16 protein-coding genes are annotated in these 25,097 nt (G+C 60.8%); 9 read left to right on the top strand and 7 right to left on the bottom strand.

What is annotated here, in order from left to right:
• Positions 1–108: 108 nt before the first annotated feature.
• The 3 genes from HHL09_RS18530 to HHL09_RS18520 form a co-directional block, all read right to left on the bottom strand.
• A complete protein-coding gene (locus tag HHL09_RS18530) occupies positions 109–2,703 on the bottom strand; it encodes an autotransporter-associated beta strand repeat-containing protein (protein ID WP_169456118.1) in 2,595 nt (864 codons plus the stop codon).
• A 152-nt stretch (positions 2,704–2,855) separates the two neighbouring features.
• Positions 2,856–3,470 carry a response regulator gene (locus HHL09_RS18525; protein WP_169456117.1) on the bottom strand — a complete coding sequence of 205 codons (615 nt, stop codon included), beginning with the start codon at positions 3,468–3,470 and terminating at the stop codon, positions 2,856–2,858.
• Positions 3,471–3,491: 21 nt separating this feature from the next.
• Positions 3,492–5,531 carry a sensor histidine kinase gene (locus tag HHL09_RS18520; protein WP_169456116.1) on the bottom strand — a complete coding sequence of 680 codons (2,040 nt, stop codon included), beginning with the start codon at positions 5,529–5,531 and terminating at the stop codon, positions 3,492–3,494.
• Between the two features lie 81 nt (positions 5,532–5,612).
• Between HHL09_RS18520 and HHL09_RS18515 the strand changes: the two genes are divergently transcribed.
• From HHL09_RS18515 to HHL09_RS18505, 3 genes are read left to right on the top strand one after another with little or no spacing between them, the layout of a single operon-like run.
• Positions 5,613–6,512 carry a hypothetical protein gene (locus tag HHL09_RS18515; protein WP_169456115.1) on the top strand — a complete coding sequence of 300 codons (900 nt, stop codon included), beginning with the start codon at positions 5,613–5,615 and terminating at the stop codon, positions 6,510–6,512.
• Positions 6,513–6,527: 15 nt separating this feature from the next.
• Complete coding sequence (locus tag HHL09_RS18510) at positions 6,528–7,082, top strand: RNA polymerase sigma factor (RefSeq protein ID WP_169456114.1); 555 nt, start codon at positions 6,528–6,530, stop codon at positions 7,080–7,082.
• Positions 7,079–7,495, top strand: a complete 417-nt coding sequence (locus HHL09_RS18505; RefSeq protein ID WP_169456113.1) for a hypothetical protein — start codon at positions 7,079–7,081, stop codon at positions 7,493–7,495. Before HHL09_RS18510 ends, HHL09_RS18505 begins: the two co-directional genes overlap by 4 nt.
• 84 nt (positions 7,496–7,579) lie before the next feature.
• Here the strand turns inward: HHL09_RS18505 and HHL09_RS18500 are convergent, their stop codons facing one another.
• From HHL09_RS18500 to HHL09_RS18490, 3 genes are all read right to left on the bottom strand, one after another.
• Positions 7,580–9,952, bottom strand: a complete 2,373-nt coding sequence (locus HHL09_RS18500) for a TonB-dependent hemoglobin/transferrin/lactoferrin family receptor (protein ID WP_169456112.1) — start codon at positions 9,950–9,952, stop codon at positions 7,580–7,582.
• Positions 9,953–10,040: 88 nt separating this feature from the next.
• Positions 10,041–11,123, bottom strand: coding sequence for a hypothetical protein (locus HHL09_RS18495; RefSeq protein ID WP_169456111.1), 1,083 nt, complete (start codon positions 11,121–11,123; stop codon positions 10,041–10,043).
• 69 nt (positions 11,124–11,192) lie between these two features.
• Entirely contained in the window at positions 11,193–15,500 is a 4,308-nt protein-coding gene (locus HHL09_RS18490; RefSeq protein ID WP_169456110.1) for a beta strand repeat-containing protein, read from the bottom strand.
• A 291-nt stretch (positions 15,501–15,791) separates the two neighbouring features.
• On the opposite strand from HHL09_RS18490, the gene HHL09_RS18485 reads away from it, so the two are divergent.
• Positions 15,792–16,568, top strand: a complete 777-nt coding sequence (locus tag HHL09_RS18485) for a hypothetical protein (RefSeq protein ID WP_169456109.1) — start codon at positions 15,792–15,794, stop codon at positions 16,566–16,568.
• 77 nt (positions 16,569–16,645) lie between these two features.
• On the opposite strand, the gene HHL09_RS18480 is transcribed toward HHL09_RS18485, so the two are convergent.
• Positions 16,646–17,290: a hypothetical protein gene (locus HHL09_RS18480; protein WP_169456108.1), complete on the bottom strand. Its 645-nt coding sequence runs from the start codon at positions 17,288–17,290 to the stop codon at positions 16,646–16,648.
• Between the two features lie 241 nt (positions 17,291–17,531).
• On the opposite strand from HHL09_RS18480, the gene nrdR reads away from it, so the two are divergent.
• The 5 genes from nrdR (at position 17,532) to HHL09_RS18455 (ending at position 25,095) form a co-directional block, all read left to right on the top strand.
• Positions 17,532–18,023 (top strand): transcriptional regulator NrdR, encoded by a 492-nt coding sequence (gene nrdR, locus HHL09_RS18475; RefSeq protein ID WP_169456107.1) that lies wholly within the window; start codon positions 17,532–17,534, stop codon positions 18,021–18,023.
• Positions 18,024–18,094: 71 nt separating this feature from the next.
• Positions 18,095–18,667: a hypothetical protein gene (locus HHL09_RS18470; RefSeq protein ID WP_169456106.1), complete on the top strand. Its 573-nt coding sequence runs from the start codon at positions 18,095–18,097 to the stop codon at positions 18,665–18,667.
• Between the two features lie 129 nt (positions 18,668–18,796).
• On the top strand, positions 18,797–19,141 hold the full coding sequence (locus tag HHL09_RS18465) for a histidine triad nucleotide-binding protein (RefSeq protein ID WP_169456105.1): 345 nt from the start codon (positions 18,797–18,799) through the stop codon (positions 19,139–19,141).
• 314 nt (positions 19,142–19,455) lie between these two features.
• Positions 19,456–24,303, top strand: a complete 4,848-nt coding sequence (locus HHL09_RS18460; protein WP_169456104.1) for a S8 family serine peptidase — start codon at positions 19,456–19,458, stop codon at positions 24,301–24,303.
• 126 nt (positions 24,304–24,429) lie between these two features.
• Complete coding sequence (locus tag HHL09_RS18455; protein WP_169456103.1) at positions 24,430–25,095, top strand: lipase family alpha/beta hydrolase; 666 nt, start codon at positions 24,430–24,432, stop codon at positions 25,093–25,095.
• Positions 25,096–25,097 lie beyond the last annotated feature (2 nt).

Genomic DNA, 25,097 nt, shown 5'->3' with positions numbered 1-25,097 from the left:
CTTAATTCTTCGTGAATTTTTATAAATCCAATAGACATTCCAACAGGGAGCCGATGCTAGGCGGTCCCTCGTCACACGGAGAGAAGGGCCACCAGCCTCCTGATTGGCTCAATTTGCCTCGTCGATGATGCGGGCTTGGAGAAAGCCCTTCGGCCCCCGCGGATTGCCGCCACCCACGTTCCCGTCCAAACGGAAGGTCCGGTAGGCCCAGCCCGCGTCGAGCGGCGGAAGCTCCGGAGCGCCGACGAGTGCCGGTGTAACCTCGAAAACCGTCTGGTTAAAGGCAGACAGGTCATTTGTGCCACCGATCTCATAGCTCATATTCCCCGTCGCCAGCATGACGGGGGCAGTGCCGGAGAGCACGGACCCGGTGCGAACTGGGAGCGTGATAACCAGAGCTTGGGCCGGCCCGATCGTCTCCACCCTGGTGCGCAGCTTGCCCGAGATCGTCTTATCCGTCGGGTCGCCGTTAAAGGCGAATTCTTCCAGGTTCGTGAGGCCGTCGAGATCCGGATCAGCCCCGCGCGCAGCGTTCGCACCGGTCAGGCTCGGATACCCTGCGATCCAATCGGCGAAGGGATCTCCCGGCACGACCAGCAAGCCGGTGCCGGTGATCTGGGTGGATTCATGGTCCGCTCCCGAGCCGACCGCCCCCCAGGTGCCCTGTGCCTTCGGCGCGCCATTCACCACGAAGGAGCCGACGGTATCGACATCGGCGAAGTTCAGGTCGAGCACCGCACCCGGGGAAAGCTCCACCGCGGCCAAGTCGCTGAGACTGGGAGTCGTCAGGCTCAGCGTTCCCTCCAACACCTTGGTGGGTCCGGAGTAGGTATTAAGATTTTCCAGCGACAAGGTGCCGGGGCCCGTCTTGCTCAAACCTCCAGGAGCCGTGCCAAAGTCCCCCGACTGGTTTGTTAGAGGCGCGGAGACGACGAGATCGGCTTCGGCATTTCCCGTGACGTCCGCCACGTTGAAGAACGTCTCATCCGAGAGGTGGTTGCCCTTGCCATTCGCAGTGGTGATGTAGGAAGGCGCGGTGCCGATGGCATCGATCTGTCCCTTGAACTGATAGCCCAGATAGTTCCCGCCATCCGAGGATCCGTGAGATAAGGTCCCGCCGTTCAGGACGACGTTGCCGATCAGGTTGTAGCGGGTGGCATTCAGGGAGCTGCCATTGAGACGGATGGTCGGCAGGGCAGACATGTTTGCCTGCTGGTTGCCAAAGACATTGTTGATGTTGAAAAGGAGCGAACCCGCTTCTTCCACCGTGATGACGCGATCGGGAAATTGGGCATTGCCGAGACTGCTCGCGGTGGGTGCCCCGAAGAGCGAGGTGTTCGCGGTGACCTCACCCTCCTCGATCACGAAGCTGCCGCTGAAGGTGCTGTTTCCTCCCAGGACAAGAGGACCAGTGCCTTTCTTCACCACCGAGATGGCACCGCTGAAGCTGTCATTGATCGCACCGCCGTAAGTGCTGCCCGCGGTGTCATCGATGGTGAGCGTGGATGGTTCGGAGACGAGATTGGTGATGACTCCACCCAGCCCTCCCGCGAGGCCGCCAATCGTCGGGCTGAGGCCATTGAGATCAACAGTGCCGCCAGCCACGGTGAGGAGGGTGGTCGCTGGACCTAGCGCCTGCGCATCCCCGACAACGAGCGTTCCCTGCTGGACCTTCGTTCCCATGGTATGGGTGTTCGGTTTGAGGAGGAAGGTTATGCCACTGCCACCGGTCGTGAGTTCGGCATTGCCACTGACCACCGAATCGACCGAAAGCATGGCCCCGGAATTGTTCGCCCACAATTGATCCGCCCCGAGGATCACTTGCCCCGTCGTATTGATCGTCACCGGCCCCCCGCCTGCTTCCATCAGGATTCCTTCTTCGCCCAATGTCAGATTGTGCGTGCCTCCGATATCGATCGGGCCGGAGGACGAGGAGAAGATCATCGATCGGACGTTCTGGTCCGCGCCCAGGACCGTGGATAGATTCACCGCGCCCGCTGCCGAGAAGCCGATACCGGCGCTGCCATTGGAAGGCAGGGCCGCGGCGGGAGTCGTACCTTCCGGATCCTCCGTCCAGTTGAGCGCCGCCCAACTATCGCTGATATCCCCTTTCCAAAAGTGCGTGGTGGTCGGCGGCGGCTCGATCACGACGGTGGATGAAAGCTTGTCCACGTAGAAGACTGCATTGGGGGTGGACGTGCCACCGTTGCCATAGGTGAACTTGAGGATGATCTGCGCCCATGATCCATTCGCCAACGATGCCGCTTGCCCGACGGTCAGCGGCCACGTGAAGGTCTGCGGTGCGGCACCCACGGAGATCGTGCGGACGCCGAGCGGCGACCATGAGACGCCCTCTCCCTGGATGATGACTTCCACGCTCGGGTCCGAGATCCAGGAATTGTAGCCCGGATCGGGATAGCTGAGATCGAGGGTAAGTTCGGTTGCGCCGGTGAAAATCGATTGGCGGGCAGCTTGTTCGAGATTGATCTGGGTGGGCGTGGAATACCACATCGAAGTCATCGGCGTGGTGATAGCCAGTGCTTGGGTGCCATCGGTTGCACCAGTGGGCGATTGGACGATCGAGCAGCCTTCCGCAGAGGTCCAGCCCTCGAGGTCGGCCTCCCAGGAGAAGTTGACGCCCGCTTGGCAAATCGACAGGCCTAGCAGAGGGAGAAAAGTGCAGATCGGGAGACGGGGTTTCATGGGTCTTGGGATGGAGGTCACCGATCCGGACCGCGGCGGTGGGTAAGGCCGCGCCAGTCCGAATCACCTATCATCCCACTATCCCGGACGTCCGAAGTCCACGGCGGGGGTGCGGGGTTTTTGTCTCCCCCGGACAGGGGAGGAAGCGCCCCTCAAAGCCGGATCAATCCGCGCTGCAGGGACACGGACACCGCTTCCGCGCGATCATGCACGCCCAGCTTCTGAAATAGCGATTTCATGTGAGTCTTCACCGTTTCCTCGGAGATGAACATCGCCGCAGCCATCTCCTTGTTGGAACGACCGCGTGACACCAGGCGCAATACATCGAGTTCCCGCGGAGTGAGGCTCGGACGCACCAGGCGGTCCGCCAGGCGAGCGGCCACGGCTTGGGGCAAGTAGCGCTCGCCGGAATGGATCTGCCGCACCGCCGCGATGATTTCTTCCTTCGTGGTGTCTTTCAGAAGATAGCCACGAGCACCGGCTTCCAAAGCATGGAAGATGTCCTCCTCGTTGTCATAGGTGGTCAGCACCAGCACCTTCTTGGACGGATCCCGGGCAACCAGCGACTTGATCGTCTGCAGGCCATCGCCGTCCGGCATGCGCAGGTCCATGACGTAAACATCAGCCCGTTCCTGCAGTTCCATCACGTCGCGGCCGCTTCCGGCTTCCGCCATGACTTCCAGGTCGGGATGACTGTTCAGGATGGCCGCCAGCCCGGCACGCAGGGGCGGATGATCGTCGGCAAGGATGATGCGGATGGGTTTCATCGGGATCGATCAATGTGGCAATCAGGTGGGCAGGGTGGCAGAGACTTCGGTTCCCTCGCCGGGCTTGCTGTCGATCGAAAGGCTGCCACGCAGCGCTTCGACCCGTTCATGCATTCCCGCAAGTCCGAAACCTTTGCCAACCCGTTCCGCGACATCAAAGCCCTTTCCATCATCCCGCACGGAAAGCGTGACCCAATCGTCGCCGTAGCGGAGCCGCAGCACGATCTTCTCCGCAGCAGAGTGCCGCACCGCATTGGTCAGCGATTCCTGGCCGATGCGTAGCAGTGCCGCCTCATGCTCCGCCGGCAGCGGGCGGGGAGAACCCTCGATCTGCTGGCTGCAAGTCGTGCCCCCGCTACGTGTGAGATCTTCGGCGAAGCGCTGCAAGGCGGTGGCCAGGTCCGCCTCGCCTAAGGCAAGGGGGCGCAGATTCCAGACGGTGCGGCGTGCCTCGCGCAGGCTATCGCGTACCAAGCCGCGTGCCGTTTCCAAGTGACCCTTCGCTCGGCCGGGATCCGCGCTGATCTCGTCGCGGACGCATTCCAGTTGCAAGGAAATGGATGTGAGCCCCTGTGCAAGGGAATCATGGATCTCCCTCGCGAATCTTCCGCGCTCCGCAAGCACCGCTTCGAATTCGCGACGCTGTGTTTCCTGTTCACCCCGGCGCCTTGCGCGCGCAACAGCATAGATACCGAGCATCCCCGCGATGATCGAGCCAGCGGCAACGACCACACGACGGGTGGTCCACCATGAAGGGAGGGCTACCACCCGGATATCCCCCGGCGAGCGCAGGCGGACCAAGAGCTTGTCCTCTTCCTGCAAGGGCGCAAAGGCACCGGCCGAGGTAATCTGGGCGATACCCGCCACTCTGAGAGTGGAACCCGCAATGAAGTCCGGCAATGCCCCATCAGTTTCCGCGAGCAGACCACGGAAGACCACCCCGGAATCCCTCAGTTCGAGAGTGGTGCCATCTTCCCCTCGGAAAACATCGAGCAGCTCTGCATCAAGGGATACCAATTCGGATTCATGCTTCGCGTGCAGGACTTCGCGGGCGCGAAGGTGCAGCGGTGGCGGGATCTCCCCTTCCCCGATCACCTTTGCGCCACGGGCGCGGATGATCGGCTTCATCGCACCCACACGCGGCCAGCCTTCCACCTCGACCAAGGTTCCGGGCTTTGCATCCACCGGTTGGGCGGTCTGCACCCAGATTCCCCCCGCATCGGTGCGCAGGAAAAGCCCGCGCCCCGGCAAAGCGAGCATGGTGGTCCCCCGGAGACGCACCAAGTCCTCCGGCCCGGCACCATGAAAGCGGAAGAGTTCGTCCGCACCGATCAGGCGGGGCTCTGCCTCCGCGGTTCCACGATCGAGCGGCTTCACATCGTCCAGCGCATTCACCCGCATGAAGCGCCGCGTCATCTGGCGGCTGGCATTGAAAATCGTCGCCACCACCCCGCGGATCCGCACCCGGCTTTCAGCAAGTCCCCATGGCACGGACTCGGGCGGAAGCGGACCCTCGATAAGCGCGTGGAATTCACAAGGTCCGGCCTGACACTCGAAGACAACATCACCGTCATTCATCAGGACCTCCTTCACCTGCGCCTCAATGGATACCCAATCGCAATCGAGATCCGGCTGACCGAGATCTTCACCGGTGATCGATCGCGCCCCGGGGAGTGGTTGGTTACCTTGCACCGCGATCTGCGGGGCGGCAATGACTGGAACGAAGAGCCCTTTTCCCGTGACCCCTTTCACCGAAACACGATCGCCGGTCCTGGGCCATGTGGCGGCCCCTTGGACGGGTTGCTCGATGAAGATGCCCGAGTCCCCATCGTGGACGAAAAGGGTAATCGCCGGTTCATTGGCAAAAGTAATGACCCCGCTCAATTCCACGGGCAGTCCTTGTGCCGCCTTGTCCGGAGACAGGGCGCGGATCTCCTTCGCGGTGGTCAGCGGAGCCGCACCTGAAACGAAAGGTATCAGCGCCACCAGCAAGGCCAACACGGGAGGGGAGAACTGCATGCTGGCACAGACACCCGAAGCCGTCGCAGGATGCAAGAGCATGTTGAGACAGGCCGTGGCGAAAAATACGTGTAACCTTTCCAGCCGGGCCAGGCGTACTCGCGGGTAGATCCACCGAATCCCATGAAACGAAGCATTTTCTACCTCGCCGCCCTGGCGGCACCACTCCACGCCGCACCGCTGGACCCCGCGCAAATCCCCGCCGCGGCCAAGTGGCTGGTCCACGCCGACATCGAAGCCATGCGTGCCAGCGAGACGGGCAAGGCGATCTTCACCCGCATCGAAACCGATCACGGCGCCCAGCTCAAGGCGGCGAAGCGGATGTTCTCGATCAACCCCATCGCCGATCTGAACGGCATCACGCTCTTCGGCGATGGCAAGCCGGAGCACGCGGTAGCGCTGATCCATGGCAATTTCGACCGGACTCATCTGGAGGAGCTAGTCGCGGCCGCCGACGATTATTCGAAAGGCACCTACTCGGATCTGACCGTCCACAATTGGGAGGACAAGGGCAGCCAGCAGCACGCGGCCTTTGCCAATGATCATCTGCTCGTCTTTAGCCGGCAGGAAAGTCTGCTCCATCAGGCACTCGACACGCTGAAAGCCGGAAGCTCCGCTGATCCGGATCCCTTCTTCGCCGCGGAAGGAGGAAAGCCCCTGCTCGCCGGCAGCGCCAACTTGTCGGGCATTGATCTACCGGGTGATGAGGCGAGGTTACTACGCATGGCGAAGTCGCTCCACCTTGCGGCCAATGAAAATGCCGGGCGCTTCACGATCCGGGTTGGGGCTAACACCGAGGATGCAACCCAGGCCGATCGACTCCGCCGCATGCTCGATGGCGTCGTCGCCTTCGCCCAAGCCGGGGATGCGAAGCTCGACGGACTCGATCTTCAGTCGAACGTCGCCGTGACCGGAGACAAGACCGGTCTCGATGCCTCGGTCAGCCTGCCCGTGAACGAATGGATCACCGTAATGGAAAAGGCCGCCGACCAAGAGGCGAAGAAGCAGGACAAGAAGAAGTAACACGATCCCCGCAACATGAGCTCTCTCCCTTGCCCCGATGATTCTCTCCTCGCGAAACAAGCGAGAGAGGGATCATCGGCGGCATTCGGAACGCTGGTCTATCGATATCACGGACGTGTTTTCGCCTTCCTCCTGACGCTGACCCGACATCGGCAGGATGCGGAAGATCTCACGCAAGAGACCTTCGTTCGGGCGTGGAAGAAGTTTCACCGCTATGATTCCTCACAACCCTTGCTTCCTTGGCTCTTTACCTTGGCACGCCGGTTATCGATCGCAGCCTTGCGACGGTCGAAGCCCTTGCCTCACGATTTGCCACAGCCAGAGCCTTCTTCGGAGAACGACGACGCATTGTGGCTCTGGGAAGTAGCAAAACGCGAGCTCGGTCCCGACGCTTACAGCGCGCTGTGGCTTCATTACCGCGAGGACCTGCCGGTGAAGAACGTCGCGAAAATCCTCGGCAAGCGCGAGGGGGCAGTGAAGGTGCTTCTACACCGCGCCCGAAAGACCCTGGCCGAAGCTGCAAAAGCTCGTCCGCCCGAGTTGCCCAAACCCATCCCTGCCTTCCGATGAAACCTGAAGACGATTACACGGAGATCGGAAATCTGCTGCGCTCGCGGAAGCCGGAGGTCGACGTGCCTCCAGGCCTGGAGGGAAAGGTTCTCAGGGCGATCGGACAGCAAAAACATCGCAGCAAGCCGCTGGACTGGTGGCGGTGGCTCTTGGTGCCGCCCGCAGTGGCCTTGCTGATGGTTGTGTTCTCTCCTCTGGCCGAGGAAAAGACAAAGCATGCCACACGGATCGATCCCGCTCCGACAAGGAACGAGGAAAAGACTACCGAGCAGGAGACTGAAAAGGCCGTCGCCGCCGTGGACACGATGAACCCTCTGGAACGCGAGTCCCAAGCGCTCAAACGGGATGCGGAGCGGGCGGGGAGATTCTTCCTGGATTGCCTGCCTTCGGTAAGTTCAGCGACCAAGAAATAGTGATCCTCCCGTTCCCATGTACCCGCGAAAGCAAGGAAAGCGTCTGAATCGGAACAGCGTGCGTCAACCTCCGCCCAAACAACCTCAGAACTCGTACGTCGCGGAGAGATAGAAGTTCCTACCCGGTGCCGTCGTCCGATCGTCCACCGAACCCGCTTGGCCGCCGAAGGTATCAAGCCCCATGTGGCCTCCACTGCGGCGTACCGAAGACCAGTTCCAATACTTCTCGTCGAAGATGTTGTTCAGGCCGGCATTGATCGTCACTCCTTCCGCAGGACGATACCATGCGATGAGATCCAGGGTGAACCACGCGGGCGGATGGAACATCCGGCCGTTCATGGTGGTGTCATCCGTGCGGGTCACCGCGGCGGTGTAGGTGCCCAGCAAGCGTGCGCCGAATTTCTCATTCACATCCTGATAGCCCAGCCAGCCTACGGTCTTCCACGGTTCCACGGTATTGAGCGCGGTGTCCTTGGTCTCGTTCTCACCGTAGGCCCTGCCGGTATTCAGGCCGAGCGACCAACCGGTGAGCTTGTCGTAGCTTTCGCCCATGTTCCATTCCGCACTGGCTTCGAATCCATAGATGATCGCTTCGCCGACGTTCTTGGTGGTCGAGAGGCCGGTACCATCCGGCAGGAAGCCAACGGGCACGTTGTTCTCGATGAAGTCCTGATATTTCGTGAAGAAGCCCTCGATGGCGAAGCGTCCCAAATCCGCCTCCCCCTTGTAGCCAAGCTTGAAGGCATGGCTGATTTCTTCGGAAAGATCGGGATTGGGAACCGTGATCTGCTGATACCCGCCGGATGGGTGATCAAAGATCATCGTCAGCTCTTCGGCAGTGGGATTTCGGATCCCCATTCCGTATCCGGCGTAAACGCGGGTATGCTCAGTCGTCTCGTAAACGATATCGAGGCGTGGCGAGATACTGAAGTTATCGTAGCCGCTGGATGGCTGGAGCCCTGCACCCAATAGATTCGAAAGACGGTCCATGTAATCCTGTGCCAAGTCCACGTCGATCTGGTGATAGTCGAAGCGAAGCCCGGGAGTGACGACCAGCTTCTCGCGAGGTCGGATCTCATCCTGAAGGAAGAGACCGAGGCGATAAGTCTCCGAGGGTGCGAAGGAAATGCGATCGGAGACCGTGCGCTGCGTCGAGACGATCGGCAGGCCGCCGTCGGGATTGGGAAGCACCACGCCATCCGTCTCCAGACGGTTGAAGCGATTGCTGGAGTTCTCCTGGGACAGATCGATTCCCGCGAGGAACTGGTGCTTCACGCCGAAGAGATCGATTTCGCGGCGCGCGATCGACGTGAGCCCGTAGATCTCCGTTTCAAAATCAATCCGCTGGCGGCGATTCCGCCCTTCCGTTTCACTGATTCCCCACTCCGGAGGGAAGCCCGTTTGGCGCGGCGGATTCGTGCTCCGGTTGCGGCTCGCACTGCTCGAGTCCTGCCAGTAGAGATGGGTCTGCAGACCGTCCACCAAGGCATTCTGCGGCTGCCAATCCCAATTCAAGCTGAGGCGCTGGCGCTCGACGTCCTGCCAGTTCTCGATGCTTTTCTTGAAGATGTTGAACATCTCGATCTTCGGATGCAGCGCGCTCCGCATCTCCGCATAGACGTTTCGCTCGTAGTTCTCGAAGGTGAGCAGAAAACGGTGATCGCCAATCGTGTAGCCTGCCTTGGCAAGCCACGCGCTGCTTTCGACTTCCATCGGATCGGGCGGGATGTAGCCGTTGTTCGCCGTCTCCTCGCCATCGCGACCGGCATACATGAGCAGGAAGTCAAAGTTGTCCTTCCGGAATGCGCCACCCGTTTGCCAAGCGAGGCCTTCATTCCGCGAGAAATACTGGGTGCGCGCCAAGCCGCCCCAATCTTTGTCACCAAGCAAATCGGCAGCTTCGAGCGTCTTCATCGAGACCATCCCACCCATGGCATCACTGCCATAGAGTGCGCTGGCACCGCCTTTCAGAATCTCCACGAGCTGGAACATCGCAGGATCGAAGTAATCGCGGCCCATGCCACCGGCCCCGGTTTCCGCGCCCGCGTCAAAAGACGTGGAGACATACTCAGGCGGCTGGCGGATACCATCCACCTCGACGCCGACCCGATTCCCCTCGGTGCCGCGAATGTTAAAGCTCGCCGAGCCCGTCGCCGCATAGGCCACGGCTCCATCGCCGGTAGTCATGTCAAAGGGCACGACCACGGTGGGATCGTATTTCACGATGCTACCCAGATCCTCGACGCCCGTTTCCTGCATCTCCTCCTTATCGACACGGGTGATGGTTCCCGCCACATCCAGCCAGCGCTGCTCGGTCCGATTCGCCACCACCACGATCTCATCCAGCCCGTCAACCACGCTTCCGCTGTCCACCGCCTTGTCGCCATCTTCCAGAGCGACGACCTCCTCCCCGGAAACGGCGTCGGCCGCATCTTGCGCCCGAGCATCCGCTACCATGAACATCGCCAACGCGCACAGCGACTGCCGCGTCCTTCGCTTAACCAATGACTTCATCGATATCTTCAAATTGAGCGTCGCCGCCACTTCAGTAGGAAACCTCCAGCCTCATCATGCGTGGGGCATCCCCCGCGATCCGATCATCCGCCACCTCGACCAGGACCCGCCCGGCTCCGGCCACCGCGCTCACCTGAGATCCACCTTCGCCCTGCCAAGTCCACCCTGCGGCACCGGCTTTGGTCGCAAGCGTGCTCCAATTGACCATGTCATTCGACACCCTGACCCGATAGATCAGGTCCGATGGCGCTGGCTCAGGAAGCGAGAAAGCCAGCTTCAGGCGGCCCGAAGCGAAAAGCGGCTTGGGAGCCATCGCCGAGCCATTTCCCTGACCGGGCGAAGTGGGTATGGTTCCAAGCGCATACTCGATGAGATTTGGCAGGCCATCTCCATCAGAGTCCGCGATATCAGCCGACGGCCCTTCATTTCCCGCACTTCCAAAGTGAGTCCGACGCCATGCTTGCAAAGGTGTCTCTGGCGCACCGATCTCCACGAACTCCGAAGCGACATCGACCCGCGCCCCCACAACCGAAGTGTGATTCGCAAAAGGCATCTGAATCTTCACGCTGGTGATATTCTCCACCGCACCGGAAAGATCCCACTGCCAGGTGATGCCCCGGTAGGCGAAGGAGTCGATCCCTTCCATCTCCGGGATGCCGGTTTGATTGTCCACGATCCGCGTCCCGTCCGCGATCATCGGCAGCGTGGCCGGGATGAGTTGATTTCCCCCGTTATAGCTGAGCTTCGGTCCGCCACTGAAGGGAAAGGGAACGGCAGGATCCCAAGTGACATCGAGCTGATAGACGACCTGCTGGATCCGGAAGGAAGGAGTCGCAGTCGAAGCCTGGTTCACCGTCATCGAGTAGTTTCCCGTCCAACTGTAGAGTCCCATGCCTGCGCCATATCCGGGACTCGCGACCGTCATCGTGCCCGTCATCGTCGAAGGGCTATCCGGAATGCGGTACGGGTTCTGGGACGCAAGAAAGGTCCAGTAGGTGGTCTTCACCTGACCTTGCAGCGGGTGGTTCTTCAGTAGTGATTCGGCAGAAGCCGCTATCGCCATCAACACAAGGCATGAGCCGATCAGGGCCGGCAAGTTCATCAGACGTTTCATGAATCTCCGTCGCTAAGGAAAAAACGGGAGAGCCCGGATGGCTCCGGACTCTCCCTTGGGAAGGCGGAATCAATTCTCGGTGCCGTTCACGCGCAGGAAGCGGCGATCCCCATCAAGCGGCACGATGGCCTCCTTCCGGACATGGCCCGCAGGAACACCGCTTTGATCAGCAGCTTCCACCGGGGTGATGGCGCTTGGCTGCCAAGCTCCGTTATCAAGGGCGCCGCTTTCCTGGAGTTGGTAAATACCGCCACTGAGCAATTCGTTCCACCGCAGGACCAAATTTCCGCCGGCGTGAACCGCATCGACCAAAGCGGCACTCGAAGCATCTGGAGCCGAACCGAAGAGGAACTCGGCAAGATTTGTGTGACCATCACCGTCCGCATCCTGATCGCGATCGCGGGCACCCTCCTCCTGGATCTGTGCCGACCACAGTTCGAAGGGACCACTTGCGACATTCAGCAAGCCGGTGCCCGTGATCAACGGACTGGTGTGGGCAGCACCCGATCCCTCTGCGCCCCAGATCCCCGAGACCGCAAGCTTGCCGCCCAAGGTCAGTGTCGCCACCGAATCCGGCGTGCCATCGGGATAGTCCAGTTTCAGCGTGGCCCCTTCGGCCACCGTGAGATCGGATGTATCGGCAAAGCCCCCCGCCGTGACGGCCAGAGTGCCTGCGGTAACTGTCGTATCGCCCGTGTAGGTGTTGCTTCCCGAAAGGACCCACGTGCCAGCGCCGGACTTCACCACCGAAACGACGCCGGTCCCCGCATTGCCGATGGCTGCAGCCAACGTGTTGTCGCCGGGATTGCTGCCGCTCAAGGACAGCGTGCGCGCCGCCGTGCCGGTGTAAGTCACCGCCGCAGCATTGTTAAGAATCACTGTTCCCGTTCCCGAAGCGTCGAAACCGCCGCCATTCACACCGATGGTAAAGCGGCGGTCGCTACTATCACCTTCACCCTGATATTGCAGCGTGCCGCCATTGATCACGAGATTCGTCGCGACATTGGTGGAGATGCCGATGCTGCTGCCAACACCTGCGATCTTGTTGCGATTCGTGCCGGACGCATAGGTGACCGTGGCAGCTTGGGACAGGGTCACGGCCGTGCCATTGATCTCGGTGATCGTGGTGCCCGCCGGGATTCCGGGACCTTCCACGGACTGCCCTACCATCAGGCCCGTAGCACTGGTCACCGTGGTAGCCGTGGAATTCTGTGTGGTATTCATCACCACCGGAATGCCGCCATTGCCGATCTTCCGGATGCCCAGGGTGCCTCCATTCACTTCGGTAATACCGACGTAGGTATTGCCCGGATTCGTCAGCGACCACTTGCCTGCACCATCCTTCGTGAAGCGCGCGCTGCCTGCAGTGGATCCGCCGATGCGCGCGGAAAGGAAGTTGTCACCCGTATTCAATCCACCCAGAGCCAGCCATCCCCCATTGCCGATTGCCTGAGCATTTCCATTCACGTCGGTAAAGCCGATGCTCCCCGTATTGGTAAAGGCGAGCGGCCCCGTGCCGGATGAATCGATGCGGCTGGCGTAGAAGACCGGACTCGTCGTTCCGTTCGCAACGCAGAACAAGCGATCCGTCGTATCACCCGCTCCGGTATAGCTGAGGCCACCCCGGAAGAACTTCAGGTTTGCAGGCTCACTTCGTGAGGCACCGATGCTGCTGGCCACACCACCATCCGCCAGCTTCGTGACCTCGAGGACACCGCTGATGACGAGAGTCGGACCTGTGTAGGAGTTGGCCTCATTGCCGATCATCCAATAGCCACCGGTGCCACCGGCTCCCGTGCCGCCCTTCCTCAAGGAAGTTTTGAATTCCCCGTTATCGGAGATCAGTGGATCGAAGCGGTTGCGGTTGTTGTTGCCGCCGCGCAGTTCCAGCGTCACCGGACCGGCATTATCAAATGCCACAGCACCCGTATTCGTGAAGTGAATCGTTCCGGTGCCGTCGTTCGAGATCGACCCTGCATTCCCGCCTACCGTGAAAAGACGGTTCGTGCTGGAGAACTCGCTACCCGTGTAGCTGAGTATCCCTCCGTTCCATCCATCCGCTCCGCCCCCTGCGAGCACGATGCTTCCTGCCCCGGTGCTGTTTCCGAAGCCAGTGCCCGGGCCTTCATCACCGATGTCATTCACACGGACTTGGCCCGCTTCGATCCGGATCGGACCGGTGAACTCGTTCACCCCGGTCACAAAGAGCGCACCGACCCCGGTCTTGTTCAGACTGCCGCTGCCACTCAGCAAGCCGCTCAGCTCTGCGGTTGCATTTGCCTCCACTTGAATCGTGCGACTGCTGGAGCCTAGGTCGATCGCGTTCGCCAAGGTGATCTTGCTGGTATTGTCGGAGGAAAGGACCAGCGGCGCCCCCTCCGCCACGAAACCCGGCTGCCCCCAGACGAGCTGTGCACCGTTTCCCCCGAAGTTGAGCGTGCGATTGCCACCTATCGCCTTGAAGCTGCCACCGCTGGCGATCCTGACTTCGCCGGGGCCCGTGCCGATGCTGCGGGTAAAGGTACCGAGTGATTCATTGATCGTGATGCCGGCGTCGTTCACGCCTCCGGGGGTCTGGTAGCTGAAACCACCAAGTGCCAAGGTCCCGCCGTCCAGCACCAGATTGCTGTTCGGGGAAAGCGCGATCTCCCGGTTTGCCTGCAGCGTACCGCCGGCCTTGATTACCGTGTCTCCGGTGTAGGTGCTGGTTCCTTGCAAGGTGAGCGCCCCCTCGACATTCAGGGCGAGGTTATTTTCGTTCGCGCCGTCACCCCCGAGATATCCGGAGTAGAGGCCACCCTTCAGCGTGAGCATGGAGATCGCGGCGTTGCCGCCCACGACATAAACCGGCGGCTCGGTCTGAGGATTCGGGTTCAGATCCTTTACATATTGCGGCTTCGCAGCGTTTAACTGCGCGAAGGTCTGCGTGATGCCACCGCTATCCGCGTCACCGAGTTGGAGCACCGCGGATTGACCGAGGATCGAGGTCCCTGAGAGCTTGGCTTGGAACTCGCTTTCGAAGCGATTGCTGCCTTGGAGCACCAGCTTGGAATTCTTCATGTCCAACACGGAGGCGGCCGAAGTGAGGTTCGTGCCGCTAACCAAGGTTGTCCCTCCGCCGATGACGAGCGTCCCGCTGAAGTCATTCGCGCCGCCTAAACTAAGCGTGCCGGCGCCCCGCTTGTAGAAGCCGGTCCCCGTGACATTTCCGGTGAGTGCCAGCGATGTATCCCCGCCCACATCCAGCGTGACGACCGCAGGAAAATTCACCGGCGTGCTGATGGCATGCGCCGCGGGTGCTCCATTTGCCTGGGTAACGAGATTCAGGCTCGGAGAAAGCTTCGCTCCGCTGGCCGAACTCAGGGTGAAATCTCCCGGCGTATTGATGACCATCTGGCCAATCTGCGTATCCGCGGCGAGGGCGACACCGCTACCCGTGGCAAAGACCGCTTTCCCTACGGAGGAAGGAGTGCCGCCCGCCTGCCAGTTCGCAACATTCGCCCACATGCCGTCCTCGGCACCGGACCAATTCGAGGTCATGTCGAAGACAAAGCTGCTATAGCTCGCGTCCGATTGATCGAGGCGCAGGGACCAGAGCTGGGCGTGCTGCACACCGGTCCAATCCACTTGGAAGGAAGCGATCTCCTGCTCCACCACGGCGAGATTCCACTGCAGCCCGAAGGTATTGATGTAGATATCCTCATCCAGACCCGAGCCCGGTGGCATCTCCATGCTACCGTTATAGGCCTTCTTGATGACCTCCGCGTAGTTCGGGGCCAACGTGGTGATGAGCTCGCCGCTGGCATTGAAGACCTTCAGCTTCGGCATGTCGTTGGCGCCGATGCCATCGCCATCCGCATCCCAGAGCGAGTAGCCGTAGGCTTCACCGATGGAAAATTGGAAAGTCACCGTCTTCACCGCCGGAATTGCGTGACCCTTCGCAGCGAGGGACCCGCCGTTGACGTTTGATTGAGGGCTAGCCCCGCCGAAATACATCGAGGAATTCGCCGGATAGGGGCCACCACCGGTGCCATTGGCTGTCTTGATCAGCTGTCCGGCCGTGGTGCTCGTCCCGAACTGTGACGCATAGGGAGCCCACATCGTCATACCGGGGAACATCCCGCCGCCGGCATAGCCGTTGATGTTGTAAGGCAGGAGACCGTAGTCGATCCCACCCATGATGAAGGGAGCCTGGCGGCTCATATTCGCGGAGCCCGCCAGGTTCAGCCAGAGATCGTAGGCCTTGTTCCCGGACAACGTGATATCCAGTGGATCGGAAGGCAGCCAAGTGAGACCTGCCGGGATCTCTGCGGCAGGCGCCACTTGGGCGAAGGCGATGAGGGCAGTCGTGATGAGAGCGGATCGTGTCGTGGTCATATCGGAGGGCTCGTGGTCCACAGGCTGGGCCACTTCTCCACGCCGCGCTCGCGGCCCCTTGCCATTCACTGACGAGCTCTTGCATTTCGCTGGCGATTGCTTGCCGCCGATGCGCGGTTACTTGCGAACACCCCGGGGAAACACCGTCTCACCTATAACTCTCCAGTTCATGTTAGATTGCCATGCATTGGCGACCGGTTGACTGCCGAGGCAACTTCCGCCGATCTACCGCCAATCATTCGCAAACACCGGTGAGCGGAATACCCCGATCCCCACCACGGTGGCGGAGTCATGAAGACAACCACACTACCACTACTGAAAATCGCACTCCTCTCCACCCTCATCGCCGGCTCCGTGCAGGCCGAGTACCTTGCCGACAAGGATCCGGTGACCGCCGGGAACCAGCCGGGGAGCATCTACACTCCGGTGACACTCACCGGCAGCACCATGTCGGAAGGCTGGGAGCAGCTTAGTTCCTCGGTCTATCCGGGCAATGGCAGCTTCCCCGGCACTGCCGCATGGGTGGGCGCCCTCGGGTCACAGGTGGGGCCGGACGCCGGTGCCAATGGCCTCGGAAAAGTTTCCAACGGCCTCGCCGGCGGACCTTACCCTGCCAGCGCTTCGATCTACTTCGGCGGCGTCTTGAACCTCCCGAATACGAATGGCGGCACGCTTGAAGTGGAGGCCAGCAGTACCGGCTTCCTGTCCGGCACCAAGACCGTGGTCTTCCACCTCGATATCGGCGAGGCGTGGACCTACGACCTCTACAACCGCACGGCTCCGGTGCTGACGGTGACTTCTTCCTCTGGCACCTATACCGTCAATGCTTCCTATGGGTCCCGCTATGCGAAGGTCTACAACGGCCAGGTTCTGATGAATGGCGTGTGGGAAGACCTCTACATCAACTCCCGCGCCTATCAGTTCGATCTGGATCTGGTCCCGGGTACGGTCTCCGGCTTCACCGTCACCTTCACCGGGGTGCAGCATGCCCAGATCCACGGCCTCGGCCTGCAACAGAGCACGGACGTCTACACCGGCACCAACGCCCTGCCGACCCACGTGCCCTGATCACCGCTTCATGCCACGCCGCATCACGGCATGACACACGGCTCTCCCTGCTCACCGCGGGGAGAGCTTTTTCATTCTCATTCCCGCCCGCAAACGAAGCCGACCTGCGGAGACCAGACGCCCGCACCCTCGGCCGCCAGCGCGCGCACCCGCCATCTACCGGGATTGTCCCCAGTATGCAAATGCGCGACTGCGTGATTCGAGGTGAAGTAAGTCCGGGAGGATGCCCACTTGCCATCGGGATGCTGGATCTCCACTTCCACTTGAAAGCCACGCTCCGCCTCACCCTTCCACTTGATCGGAACGATCCTCGGTCCATTCACCACAAGCCCGTCCTCGATCGCAGGCACAGGTGCAGCCACTCCGGATGCGGCCGGGATCCCTTGATACCAAGAGCATGAACATAAAAGGCCATCGTTGTAGAAGCTCAGCCAGTGCTCCGCGCCCTTCACGTCGCTCTCATAGGTAATGGTCTGCAGGCTGTTCCGGTCTTGGGAAAGCCTAGGCTCCACGTTCTTCGGCTCACCCATCAGGCGCTTCACGTTGTCGATGTGGATGCCATCGCGAATCCACCTCCATGCATCGGGAGCGTCCACCGCAATCCCATCATTCAAACGGCGACGACTAAAGCGGTCGGACTCCTCTTTCGATGAAGCGGGCGAAAGAAGCACGGAAACCATCAGCAAGGCCGCGGAAAGGGATACCACCAGTAGGGCTTTCATGGAGCGGGAGAGAAAAAATCCCGTTTACCAACCCAAGAAATCACGCCCCCGTCAAGCCACCCCCATCCCCAAATCCGGACTTTTTTCCTCAACGCCGAAGCTCGTTCCGGAGTTGCCAGCGAATCTTAAAATTATCCCTTCAGATGGCCGGACCATTCGGACCCATCCACTAAATCTAGCGTAGTTTTCAAATTGACGCTACCACTTGTGGTGCCCTACCCTTCGCCATCGTTTTTTCAACATGCGGTGTGTTCAATGCGGCTCATTCAAGGACAAGGTGCTCGACTCCCGGATGTCGAAGGATGGCACCACGATCCGCCGCCGCCGCGAATGCTTGGGCTGCACGTACCGCTACACCACCTACGAACAGATCGAGCGCACCGAGCTGCGGGTGGTGAAGCGCGATGGCACCCGCGAAGCCATCCACCGCGAGAAGATCATCAGCGGCATGATCAAGGCCTGCGAAAAGCGGCCCGTCTCGATGGACCGCCTCGACCGCGCGGTGGAAGAAATCCTGACCGAACTCCATCAGGATCATCTGTCGGAAGTCCCTTCCTCCGTCATTGGCGCCAAGGTGATGGACAAGCTCCATCAGATCGATCCTGTCGCCTACGTCCGCTACGTCTCGGTCTATCGCCAGTTCGAAGACGTGGGTGAATTCATCCGTGAGATTCAAGCCTTGGAACGCCGCCCCTCCCGCGACCCCATGCAACGCCGCCTTTTCAAAGACTAAAGCTTTCCCTTGCCAGTGCTGTTCAACCCCAACCCCGTGCAACACCCGACCCACCCTGATTCCTATCCCTCGTGATCTCTCTTATCGGCTCACGTCCCGCCATCCAGGTCGGACGCCATCAAGTGATCCAATACGATACGCTGTGGCTGGCAACGGCACTGCGCCGCGCCGCCTTGGCCGCGGAAAGGGAAGACTTCCCTTTCGTCGATGACATCCGAATGGGCATCGAGAAATACCTCGAGACGAAGTGTCCGCTAAACCTGCTAACGCTGACGGAGCTCTTTGACCGCATGCGCCACATGCTGGTGCGCATCGGCTGCGAGAGCATCGCCGAGAAACTGGAGCCGCTGGCGCCACCGGTATCGATCTCGCTCGTTCGCCTCGCGAAGCAAGCGGGCACCGGCTATGAACTCGCCTTCTTCGGGCTGCTCCGGGAGGAACTCGCCGACCTGCAATCCGCGGGCGCGGAAGAGATCCGCTTCGGAGGGCTGAAGGAAGCTGCTATGCTCCTGTGCTCGGTCGAGAAATGGGACAGCCGTTGCGATGCCCTGCTGGCTGACATCCGAACCTTCCTCTGCGATCTGGATCGCGACCGTCATCCCTTCCGGCGACCGCTGCGCTTCCGCATGGATAGCGAGAGGTGATCTCCGCGCGCGCCTGCAGCCAAAAACGATGCCCTCGATCGCCGGATGAAGCACGCATGGACCGTATTCAACCTTCAGCGTTGAATCCCGGCTTCTCCGTGTTCAGCGTTTGCCTTTCCCTTTCCCCAGATGTCCAAAACCCTCTTTGAAAAGATCTGCGATCGCGAGATCCCGGCCGATGTCGTGTATGAGGATGAGCTTTGCGTGGCCTTCCGCGACATCGCTCCCCAGGCCCCGGTACATCTCCTGGTGGTGCCGCGCAAGCCGATCCCCCGGATCGCCGAAGCTGGCGATGAGGATCAGGAACTGATCGGACATCTTTTCCTCACCGCACGGAAAGTCGCCAAGGAACAAGGCCTCGCGGAAAAAGGTTTCCGGATCGTGGTAAATAACGGACCGGATGGCGGGGAAGCGGTGCCGCACCTGCACATTCATATTCTGGCGGGTCGCCAGATGAAGTGGCCGCCAGGCTAGCCCCTTTCATTTTCCTCATACCCTCAGGTGCAATTTGCAGGATAAGTTTTATCCTGTAATCACAATGTGAGGGTTTACCTTAAGTTGGGCGTTCGGGAGATTTCCAAAAGGCATCAAGCGCCTCGGAAAAACTCCTATTCCGAGGGGGATGCGACTGCCTAATTCACTAATTTTTCACACACTGTGGAGCGGCCGGTGTCGTTGTAATTCTGCCGAAGTTTTTTAATCGCCACAGTTGAACAATTAAGTCATGCAGCGTCCTACCAACCTGCATACCACTACCCATGCAACCCAACCGCTCCCATAGGTGGATTGTGCCCGGTCTCCTCGCCACCGCCGCGCTTACTGCCGTCGTGGTCCGTGAAGAAATCCCCGGCTTCTCCTCCGCCTCCCGCCCGAAATCCTACTCCCCTTCCAGCGAGGCTGCTCCCGCCAACGCTCAGGAAGCATCCGGAGTCGCCCCGGAAACCACTCCGTCATCCGGGACAACCGCTGCCACCAAGGTGGCAGACCGCGATGCCTCTGCAGAAATCGCCAAGAAGGAACATCAGGCAGACGCCATCCCCGGAGGCGTCGCTGCGCTATTCGACCGCAGCTTCCGCATCAACCATGGAGGTGACGTGCAGAACTGGAAGCTCTCCCTGAAGGAAGTTTCCGTGCTCGATGCCGATGGCCAGGAGCACGTCCACCGTCTGGAACCGGCCGCCACGCCGGACACCTACGAGTCCCGCATCGCCGAATTTGAAGATGAAGGCCGGGTGCTCCCGGTCGTGTATCCCGAGGGTGAGGAAGGCAATGCTGCCTACCGCCGCCTGGTGAGCAAAAATGTGATGGTGCAGGTACCGGAAGGAACCGACCGCGAGTCCTTGGTGGGATCGCTGGGACTTTCCCTGAAGACCCTGCCCGCATGGACGAAGAAGTTCGTGGTGATGAGCGCCAAGTCTCCGCTGGCAGCTCTCGCCCAAATCGACACCATCAGGGAAAACAAGGAGCTCGTCAGCGCCGAAGTCCAGCTCGCCATGCAGATGGGCAAGCGGGCTATGCCGAACGATCCCTTGATCAGCCAGCAGTGGCATCTCAAATACAATAACAACGGAAATGTCGTCCAAGGGACCGACATCAATGTCGAGAGTGTCTGGAACTACCCCAACGCCGGCACCCGTGGTGCAGGCGTGGTGGTGGGCATCGTGGATGATGGCCTGCAGACCAACCACCCTGACTTCGCCGGAAACATCAACACCGCGATCGATTACGACTTCAACGGCAACGATGCCGACCCGAGCCCCGGCAACAACGACGACCACGGCACTGCCTGTGCCGGTGACGTTGGTGCCCGCGGCAACAACGGCATCGGGGTTTCCGGCTCCGCGCCCGAAGCCACCCTCGTTGGCTACCGTCTGATCTCCGGACCGATCGAAGATGCCGACATCGGTGATGCGATCGCCTACGAGATGGGCAATGTCCATATCAAGTCGAACAGCTGGGGTCCCACCGACTGGATGCTGCTGAAGATGGGCCCTACCGCCTACGAGCAGGAAGCACTGGAAGCCAGCGTCACCACCGGTCGCGACGGCAAGGGCACCGTCTTCCTCTGGGCAGGCGGCAACGGCAACGACTACGGCGACAACTCCAACTACGACGGCTTCGCCAATAGCATCTACTCCATCGGTGTGGGTGCCATGGACAGCATGATGCGCCGCTCCTACTACAGCGAGTTCGGAGCAAACCTGCTGGTGACGGCACCTTCGAATGGTGCCACCCCGGCTCTCGGCAAGACCACCACCGACCGCACCGGCGCGGTCGGCTATAGCACCGGGGACTATACGGACTCCTTCGGCGGAACCTCGTCAGCCACGCCGACCACATCGGGCATCGTGGCCCTGATGTTGAGCAAGAACCCGAACCTCGGGTACCGCGACGTCCAGGAAATCCTCGCCACCACGGCCAAGAAGATCAACCCGAACGACGCTGGCTGGAGCACGAACTCGGCGGGATTCCATTTCCACCACGCCTATGGTGCCGGCCTTGTCGACGCGGCCGCTGCGGTCGCCTTGGCAGAGAATTGGGAGAACCTCGGCGCACTCGTTCACGAATCCCGTAGCACGGGTAGCGGCCAGATTCCTGAGAACACCCCGAACGGTCTGGTGAAGACCTTCGACTTCAGTTCTTCGAATGTCCGCGTTGAACACGTCACCTTGTCCGTCGGGATCAACCATAGCGCCCGCGGAAACCTGGAGATCAACCTGACTTCTCCGAGCGGCGTGACCAGCCGGCTCGCGACGGTCCACGGCGATAGCGCCGACAATTATTCGTGGACTTTCATGACCACCCACAACTGGGGTGAAAGCGCCAAGGGCATCTGGACCGTGACGGTCTCCGACCGCTCCGGTGCCAACAACACGAGCGGAGGCAACTTGATCGAAGCGACACTCAGTGTCCACGGCACCAATCCTCCGCCGAAGAATCCCGGACCTCTGGTCAAGATCACTTCACCGGCCAATGGCACCGTCTTCACGCCGGGCAGCACGGTGACCGTGGAAGCCACTGCCACCGACCTCGACGCCGACGGCAATCCCGGTGCCGTCGCCAAGGTGGAGCTGTTTGACAACGGCACCCTCATCGGCACCGACACGGAAGCCCCCTACTCCTTCGAAATCACCCCGGCTGATGGACCACACGCGCTGGTAGCCGTCGGCACGGATACCGCAGAGCCGGAAGCGGCCGTGTCCGAATCGGCAGCGGTTGCCATCCTGATGAAGAATAGCCCGCCGGTCATCACGGCAGCATCCATCGGCGGCACACCTGCCTATGCGGATACAGCCCTCAATGTCTCCGGCATCGTGGCCAGCGACCAGGATGGCGACACTCCGATCTTCACCTACCAGTGGCAGAAGAGCTCGGACGGACGGAATTTCAGTGACGCCGCCGGCCTCACCGAAGCCTCGCTTGCCCCAGCTCCCACCAATGCGGGATACCTCTGGCGTTGCCAGGTCACGCCGGGTGACGGCGAAGACACCGGCGCGCCTTTCGCGACGAACATCGTCAACCTCGTTGCACGTCCGGGCACCTTGGTCGCTCCGGGTGCCGCCTACTCTTATCAGAGCGGTCTCGTCCTGAAGAGCAATGGCAGCGAAATCACCCGCGACGCGATTATCAACGAATTCAGCCAGGGGCCGATGGCCAACGGTGTCAGCGGCTTCTCCGAATGGGTGGAAATCCTGACCCTGCGCCAGTGCAGCCTCCGCAACTGGTCGCTGAGGGAAAGCTCCGGCATCGCGCTGAACTTCCAGAATGCGGCTGTCTGGGATAATATCCCCGCTGGCACGCGGATCGTTATCTACGTGGGCGGCCTGACCAAGGATAGCCTGCTTCCTGGGGATGACACCAACTTCGCCGACCTCCAGGTGGTAATCCCCAGCACGAATGCAACTTACTTCGTGCAGGGTTCCGGCAGCGCCTGGCCGCCGCTGGCGAACACGGGTGACGTCATCTCCCTGCGCAACGCCAGCAATGAGATCGTGTCCGAAGTCGGCTACGGTCTATCCTCGCAGGGTCAGGTCAATATTGGCGATGTCGACGACGGGCAGTCCGCCTACTTCACCGGCAACAGCGATCTGGGTTCGAAAGTCGCGGAGGAGTGGCTCACCACCAGCTCGATGATCGCGCGCTCCGACATCTCTCCGATGGCCCCGGGCGACCTGATCATCTCCGAGTATATCCTCGGAAATGTGGCAAACGACCGCGGTATCGAGTTGTTCAACCCGAGTTCCGTCCCCGTGGATCTCGCCGCGCAGGGCTATCGCCTTCAGATTCACGCTAACAGCTTGGCTGCTCCCAACCAGATCTTCACCCTGCCTCTTACCGGCACGGTTGCGCCCGGCGGGACCTTCCTCGTTCGCAAGAATACGGCGGCGTTTTCGAAGCCGGGTGCCGAACAGACCACCAAGGACGCCTTGTTCACTTGGAATGGAGACGACACCATCATTCTCCGCAAGAACAACACCGCGATCGACAGCATCGGTCAGATCGGCGCCGACGTGGCTCGTTGGGGTGACGACACCAACAACACCAGCAACAAGATCATGCGCCGCAATCCCGAGGTGCTGCTGGGTGATACGAACCCGGAGAATCCTTACACCCTCACGGGTTGGAACTTCGTCGCCCGGACCAACTACACGGATGTAGGCAAACACACCTCGAATCCGAAGTTCATGGGCCTCAGCGCCACTCCGACGACCTTCCTCGAAACGGCAGGCGCCACAGCATCCCTCGGCACCATCGCGCTGGCTACAGCCCCGACCGCGGATGTGGTCTTCACGCTGGTTTCCAGCGAGACGGACACCGTGACCGTTCCAGCTACGGTGACAATCCCGGCAGGACAGACGAGCGTCAACTTCCCCATCGCGGCGATTGACGATGCGGTCTCCGATGGCACCCAGGTGATCACGATCGAGGCCAGCGCTCCGGAATTCCAGTCCGCCAATCTGACCCTCACCATCAATGACGATGAGGTTTCGATTGTCGGCGTCACGCCGGGCAAGGGCAACAACGCGGCCAACACCAACTGGATCGCCAACATCGTGGCAGGTATCGAGGACGCTCCTTCCGTCTTCCGCCTCGGCACCGGCATTACCCTGCCTACCGGGCTCACGCTGAACACCAGCACCGGCCTCATTTCCGGCACCGTGGATGCCGCCGTCACGGGCAGCTTCAACGTGGTGATCGAGCGTTACAACGTCGACGGGGATGTCACCAGCCAGAGCTACGTGCTCACTGTCGGCACCGAAGTCGGATATGATTCGTGGATCGCCGGGTTCCCCGGCCTTTCCGCCACCGGCGGCGAAGATGACCCGGAAAGCGACGGCCTGAAGAACCTGATCGAGTTCTACCTCGGCTTGGATCCCTCGGTGATGAACTCCGGTGCCATCTCCTCGGAGCGCACCGCGACCACGCTGAGCATCACCTTCCGTCGCGAGAAGGGTATCGGTGGTGTTACCGGTGTCGCCCAGTGGAGCGATGACCTCGGCACGACTTGGTCCTCCGTCGGAGTGACCGAGCAGATCGTCGAGGACAATCCGGGAGACCAGCTGATCAAGGCCTCCGTCGCCATCACCGGCGCGGACACGAAGAAATTCATGCGTCTCAACGTTACCCAGCCCTGAGCGGCAGGTGGGACGAATTGAACTGCTTGCAGGGCCGCGGGAGAGATCCCGCGGCCCTATTTTTTCACTCATTTCTCACGACGGGTCACTTGCGGACCTGGCATATCTCCTGTTGGATATGCTGCCATGAAACGGGTGATTCTCACGCTGCTCGCCGCCGCTTCCCTCGCCAATGCCCGGGGGGAAGTGCCATCTGGTTTGATCCCCACCACCCGTGTGGTGATGGTTCATGGCATCTTCCAGGCGGAGTGGCGCAGCTTCGGTTTCCTCCGCCGGGACCTCGAAGCACGCGGCGTGGAGTGTCTGGTGCCGTCCTTGAAGCCGGCCGATGGCCGCGAGGGCCTCGAGGTATTGGCCCAACAACTAAAGCACGAGATCGACACCCGTTTCGGCCCGAAGGAACACATCGTCCTCGTCGGTTTCAGCATGGGTGGGCTCGTCAGCCGCTACTACCTCCAGGAGCTCGGCGGAGCAAAGCGCTGCGATGCGTTTTTCACGATTTCCACCCCGCACCACGGCACCGCGATGGCCCATCTCTGCTATGGCGAGGGTGCCCGGCAGATGCGCTGCGACAGCCCGTGGCTCACACGCCTCGCCTCGACGGAAAATCGTTTGGGGAAAATGCCCATCGTCTCCTACCGCACCCCAGCCGATCTGATCATCATTCCTTCCTGCAGTTCGGATTGGGCACGCGCGGAAAACATCTCCGTCCCCTGCCCGCTGCATCCCATGATGACCGCATCTCCGAAGGTCAGGGGCGACATCCTTTCCCGCCTGAAGACACCTTCGTAGCC

Origin of the sequence: Luteolibacter luteus, from assembly GCF_012913485.1 — a bacterium.
Classification (GTDB): domain Bacteria; phylum Verrucomicrobiota; class Verrucomicrobiia; order Verrucomicrobiales; family Akkermansiaceae; genus Haloferula; species Haloferula lutea.
The sequence above is the reverse complement of the archived record's forward strand: the minus strand, read 5'-3'. Positions and strand labels throughout refer to the sequence as shown.

What these genes read in the sequence shown, in the direction of transcription:
- HHL09_RS18455 (WP_169456103.1), top strand. Translation starts at nt 24,430, where the DNA reads ATGAAACGGGTGATTCTCACGCTGCTCGCCGCCGCTTCCCTCGCCAAT.
- HHL09_RS18520 (WP_169456116.1), bottom strand. Translation starts at nt 5,531, where the DNA reads ATGCTCTTGCATCCTGCGACGGCTTCGGGTGTCTGTGCCAGCATGCAG.
- HHL09_RS18530 (WP_169456118.1), bottom strand. Translation starts at nt 2,703, where the DNA reads ATGAAACCCCGTCTCCCGATCTGCACTTTTCTCCCTCTGCTAGGCCTG.
- HHL09_RS18510 (WP_169456114.1), top strand. Translation starts at nt 6,528, where the DNA reads ATGAGCTCTCTCCCTTGCCCCGATGATTCTCTCCTCGCGAAACAAGCG.
- HHL09_RS18490 (WP_169456110.1), bottom strand. Translation starts at nt 15,500, where the DNA reads ATGACCACGACACGATCCGCTCTCATCACGACTGCCCTCATCGCCTTC.
- HHL09_RS18505 (WP_169456113.1), top strand. Translation starts at nt 7,079, where the DNA reads ATGAAACCTGAAGACGATTACACGGAGATCGGAAATCTGCTGCGCTCG.
- HHL09_RS18480 (WP_169456108.1), bottom strand. Translation starts at nt 17,290, where the DNA reads ATGAAAGCCCTACTGGTGGTATCCCTTTCCGCGGCCTTGCTGATGGTT.
- HHL09_RS18485 (WP_169456109.1), top strand. Translation starts at nt 15,792, where the DNA reads ATGAAGACAACCACACTACCACTACTGAAAATCGCACTCCTCTCCACC.
- HHL09_RS18500 (WP_169456112.1), bottom strand. Translation starts at nt 9,952, where the DNA reads ATGGTAGCGGATGCTCGGGCGCAAGATGCGGCCGACGCCGTTTCCGGG.
- nrdR (WP_169456107.1), top strand. Translation starts at nt 17,532, where the DNA reads ATGCGGTGTGTTCAATGCGGCTCATTCAAGGACAAGGTGCTCGACTCC.
- HHL09_RS18495 (WP_169456111.1), bottom strand. Translation starts at nt 11,123, where the DNA reads ATGAAACGTCTGATGAACTTGCCGGCCCTGATCGGCTCATGCCTTGTG.
- HHL09_RS18515 (WP_169456115.1), top strand. Translation starts at nt 5,613, where the DNA reads ATGAAACGAAGCATTTTCTACCTCGCCGCCCTGGCGGCACCACTCCAC.
- HHL09_RS18525 (WP_169456117.1), bottom strand. Translation starts at nt 3,470, where the DNA reads ATGAAACCCATCCGCATCATCCTTGCCGACGATCATCCGCCCCTGCGT.
- HHL09_RS18465 (WP_169456105.1), top strand. Translation starts at nt 18,797, where the DNA reads ATGTCCAAAACCCTCTTTGAAAAGATCTGCGATCGCGAGATCCCGGCC.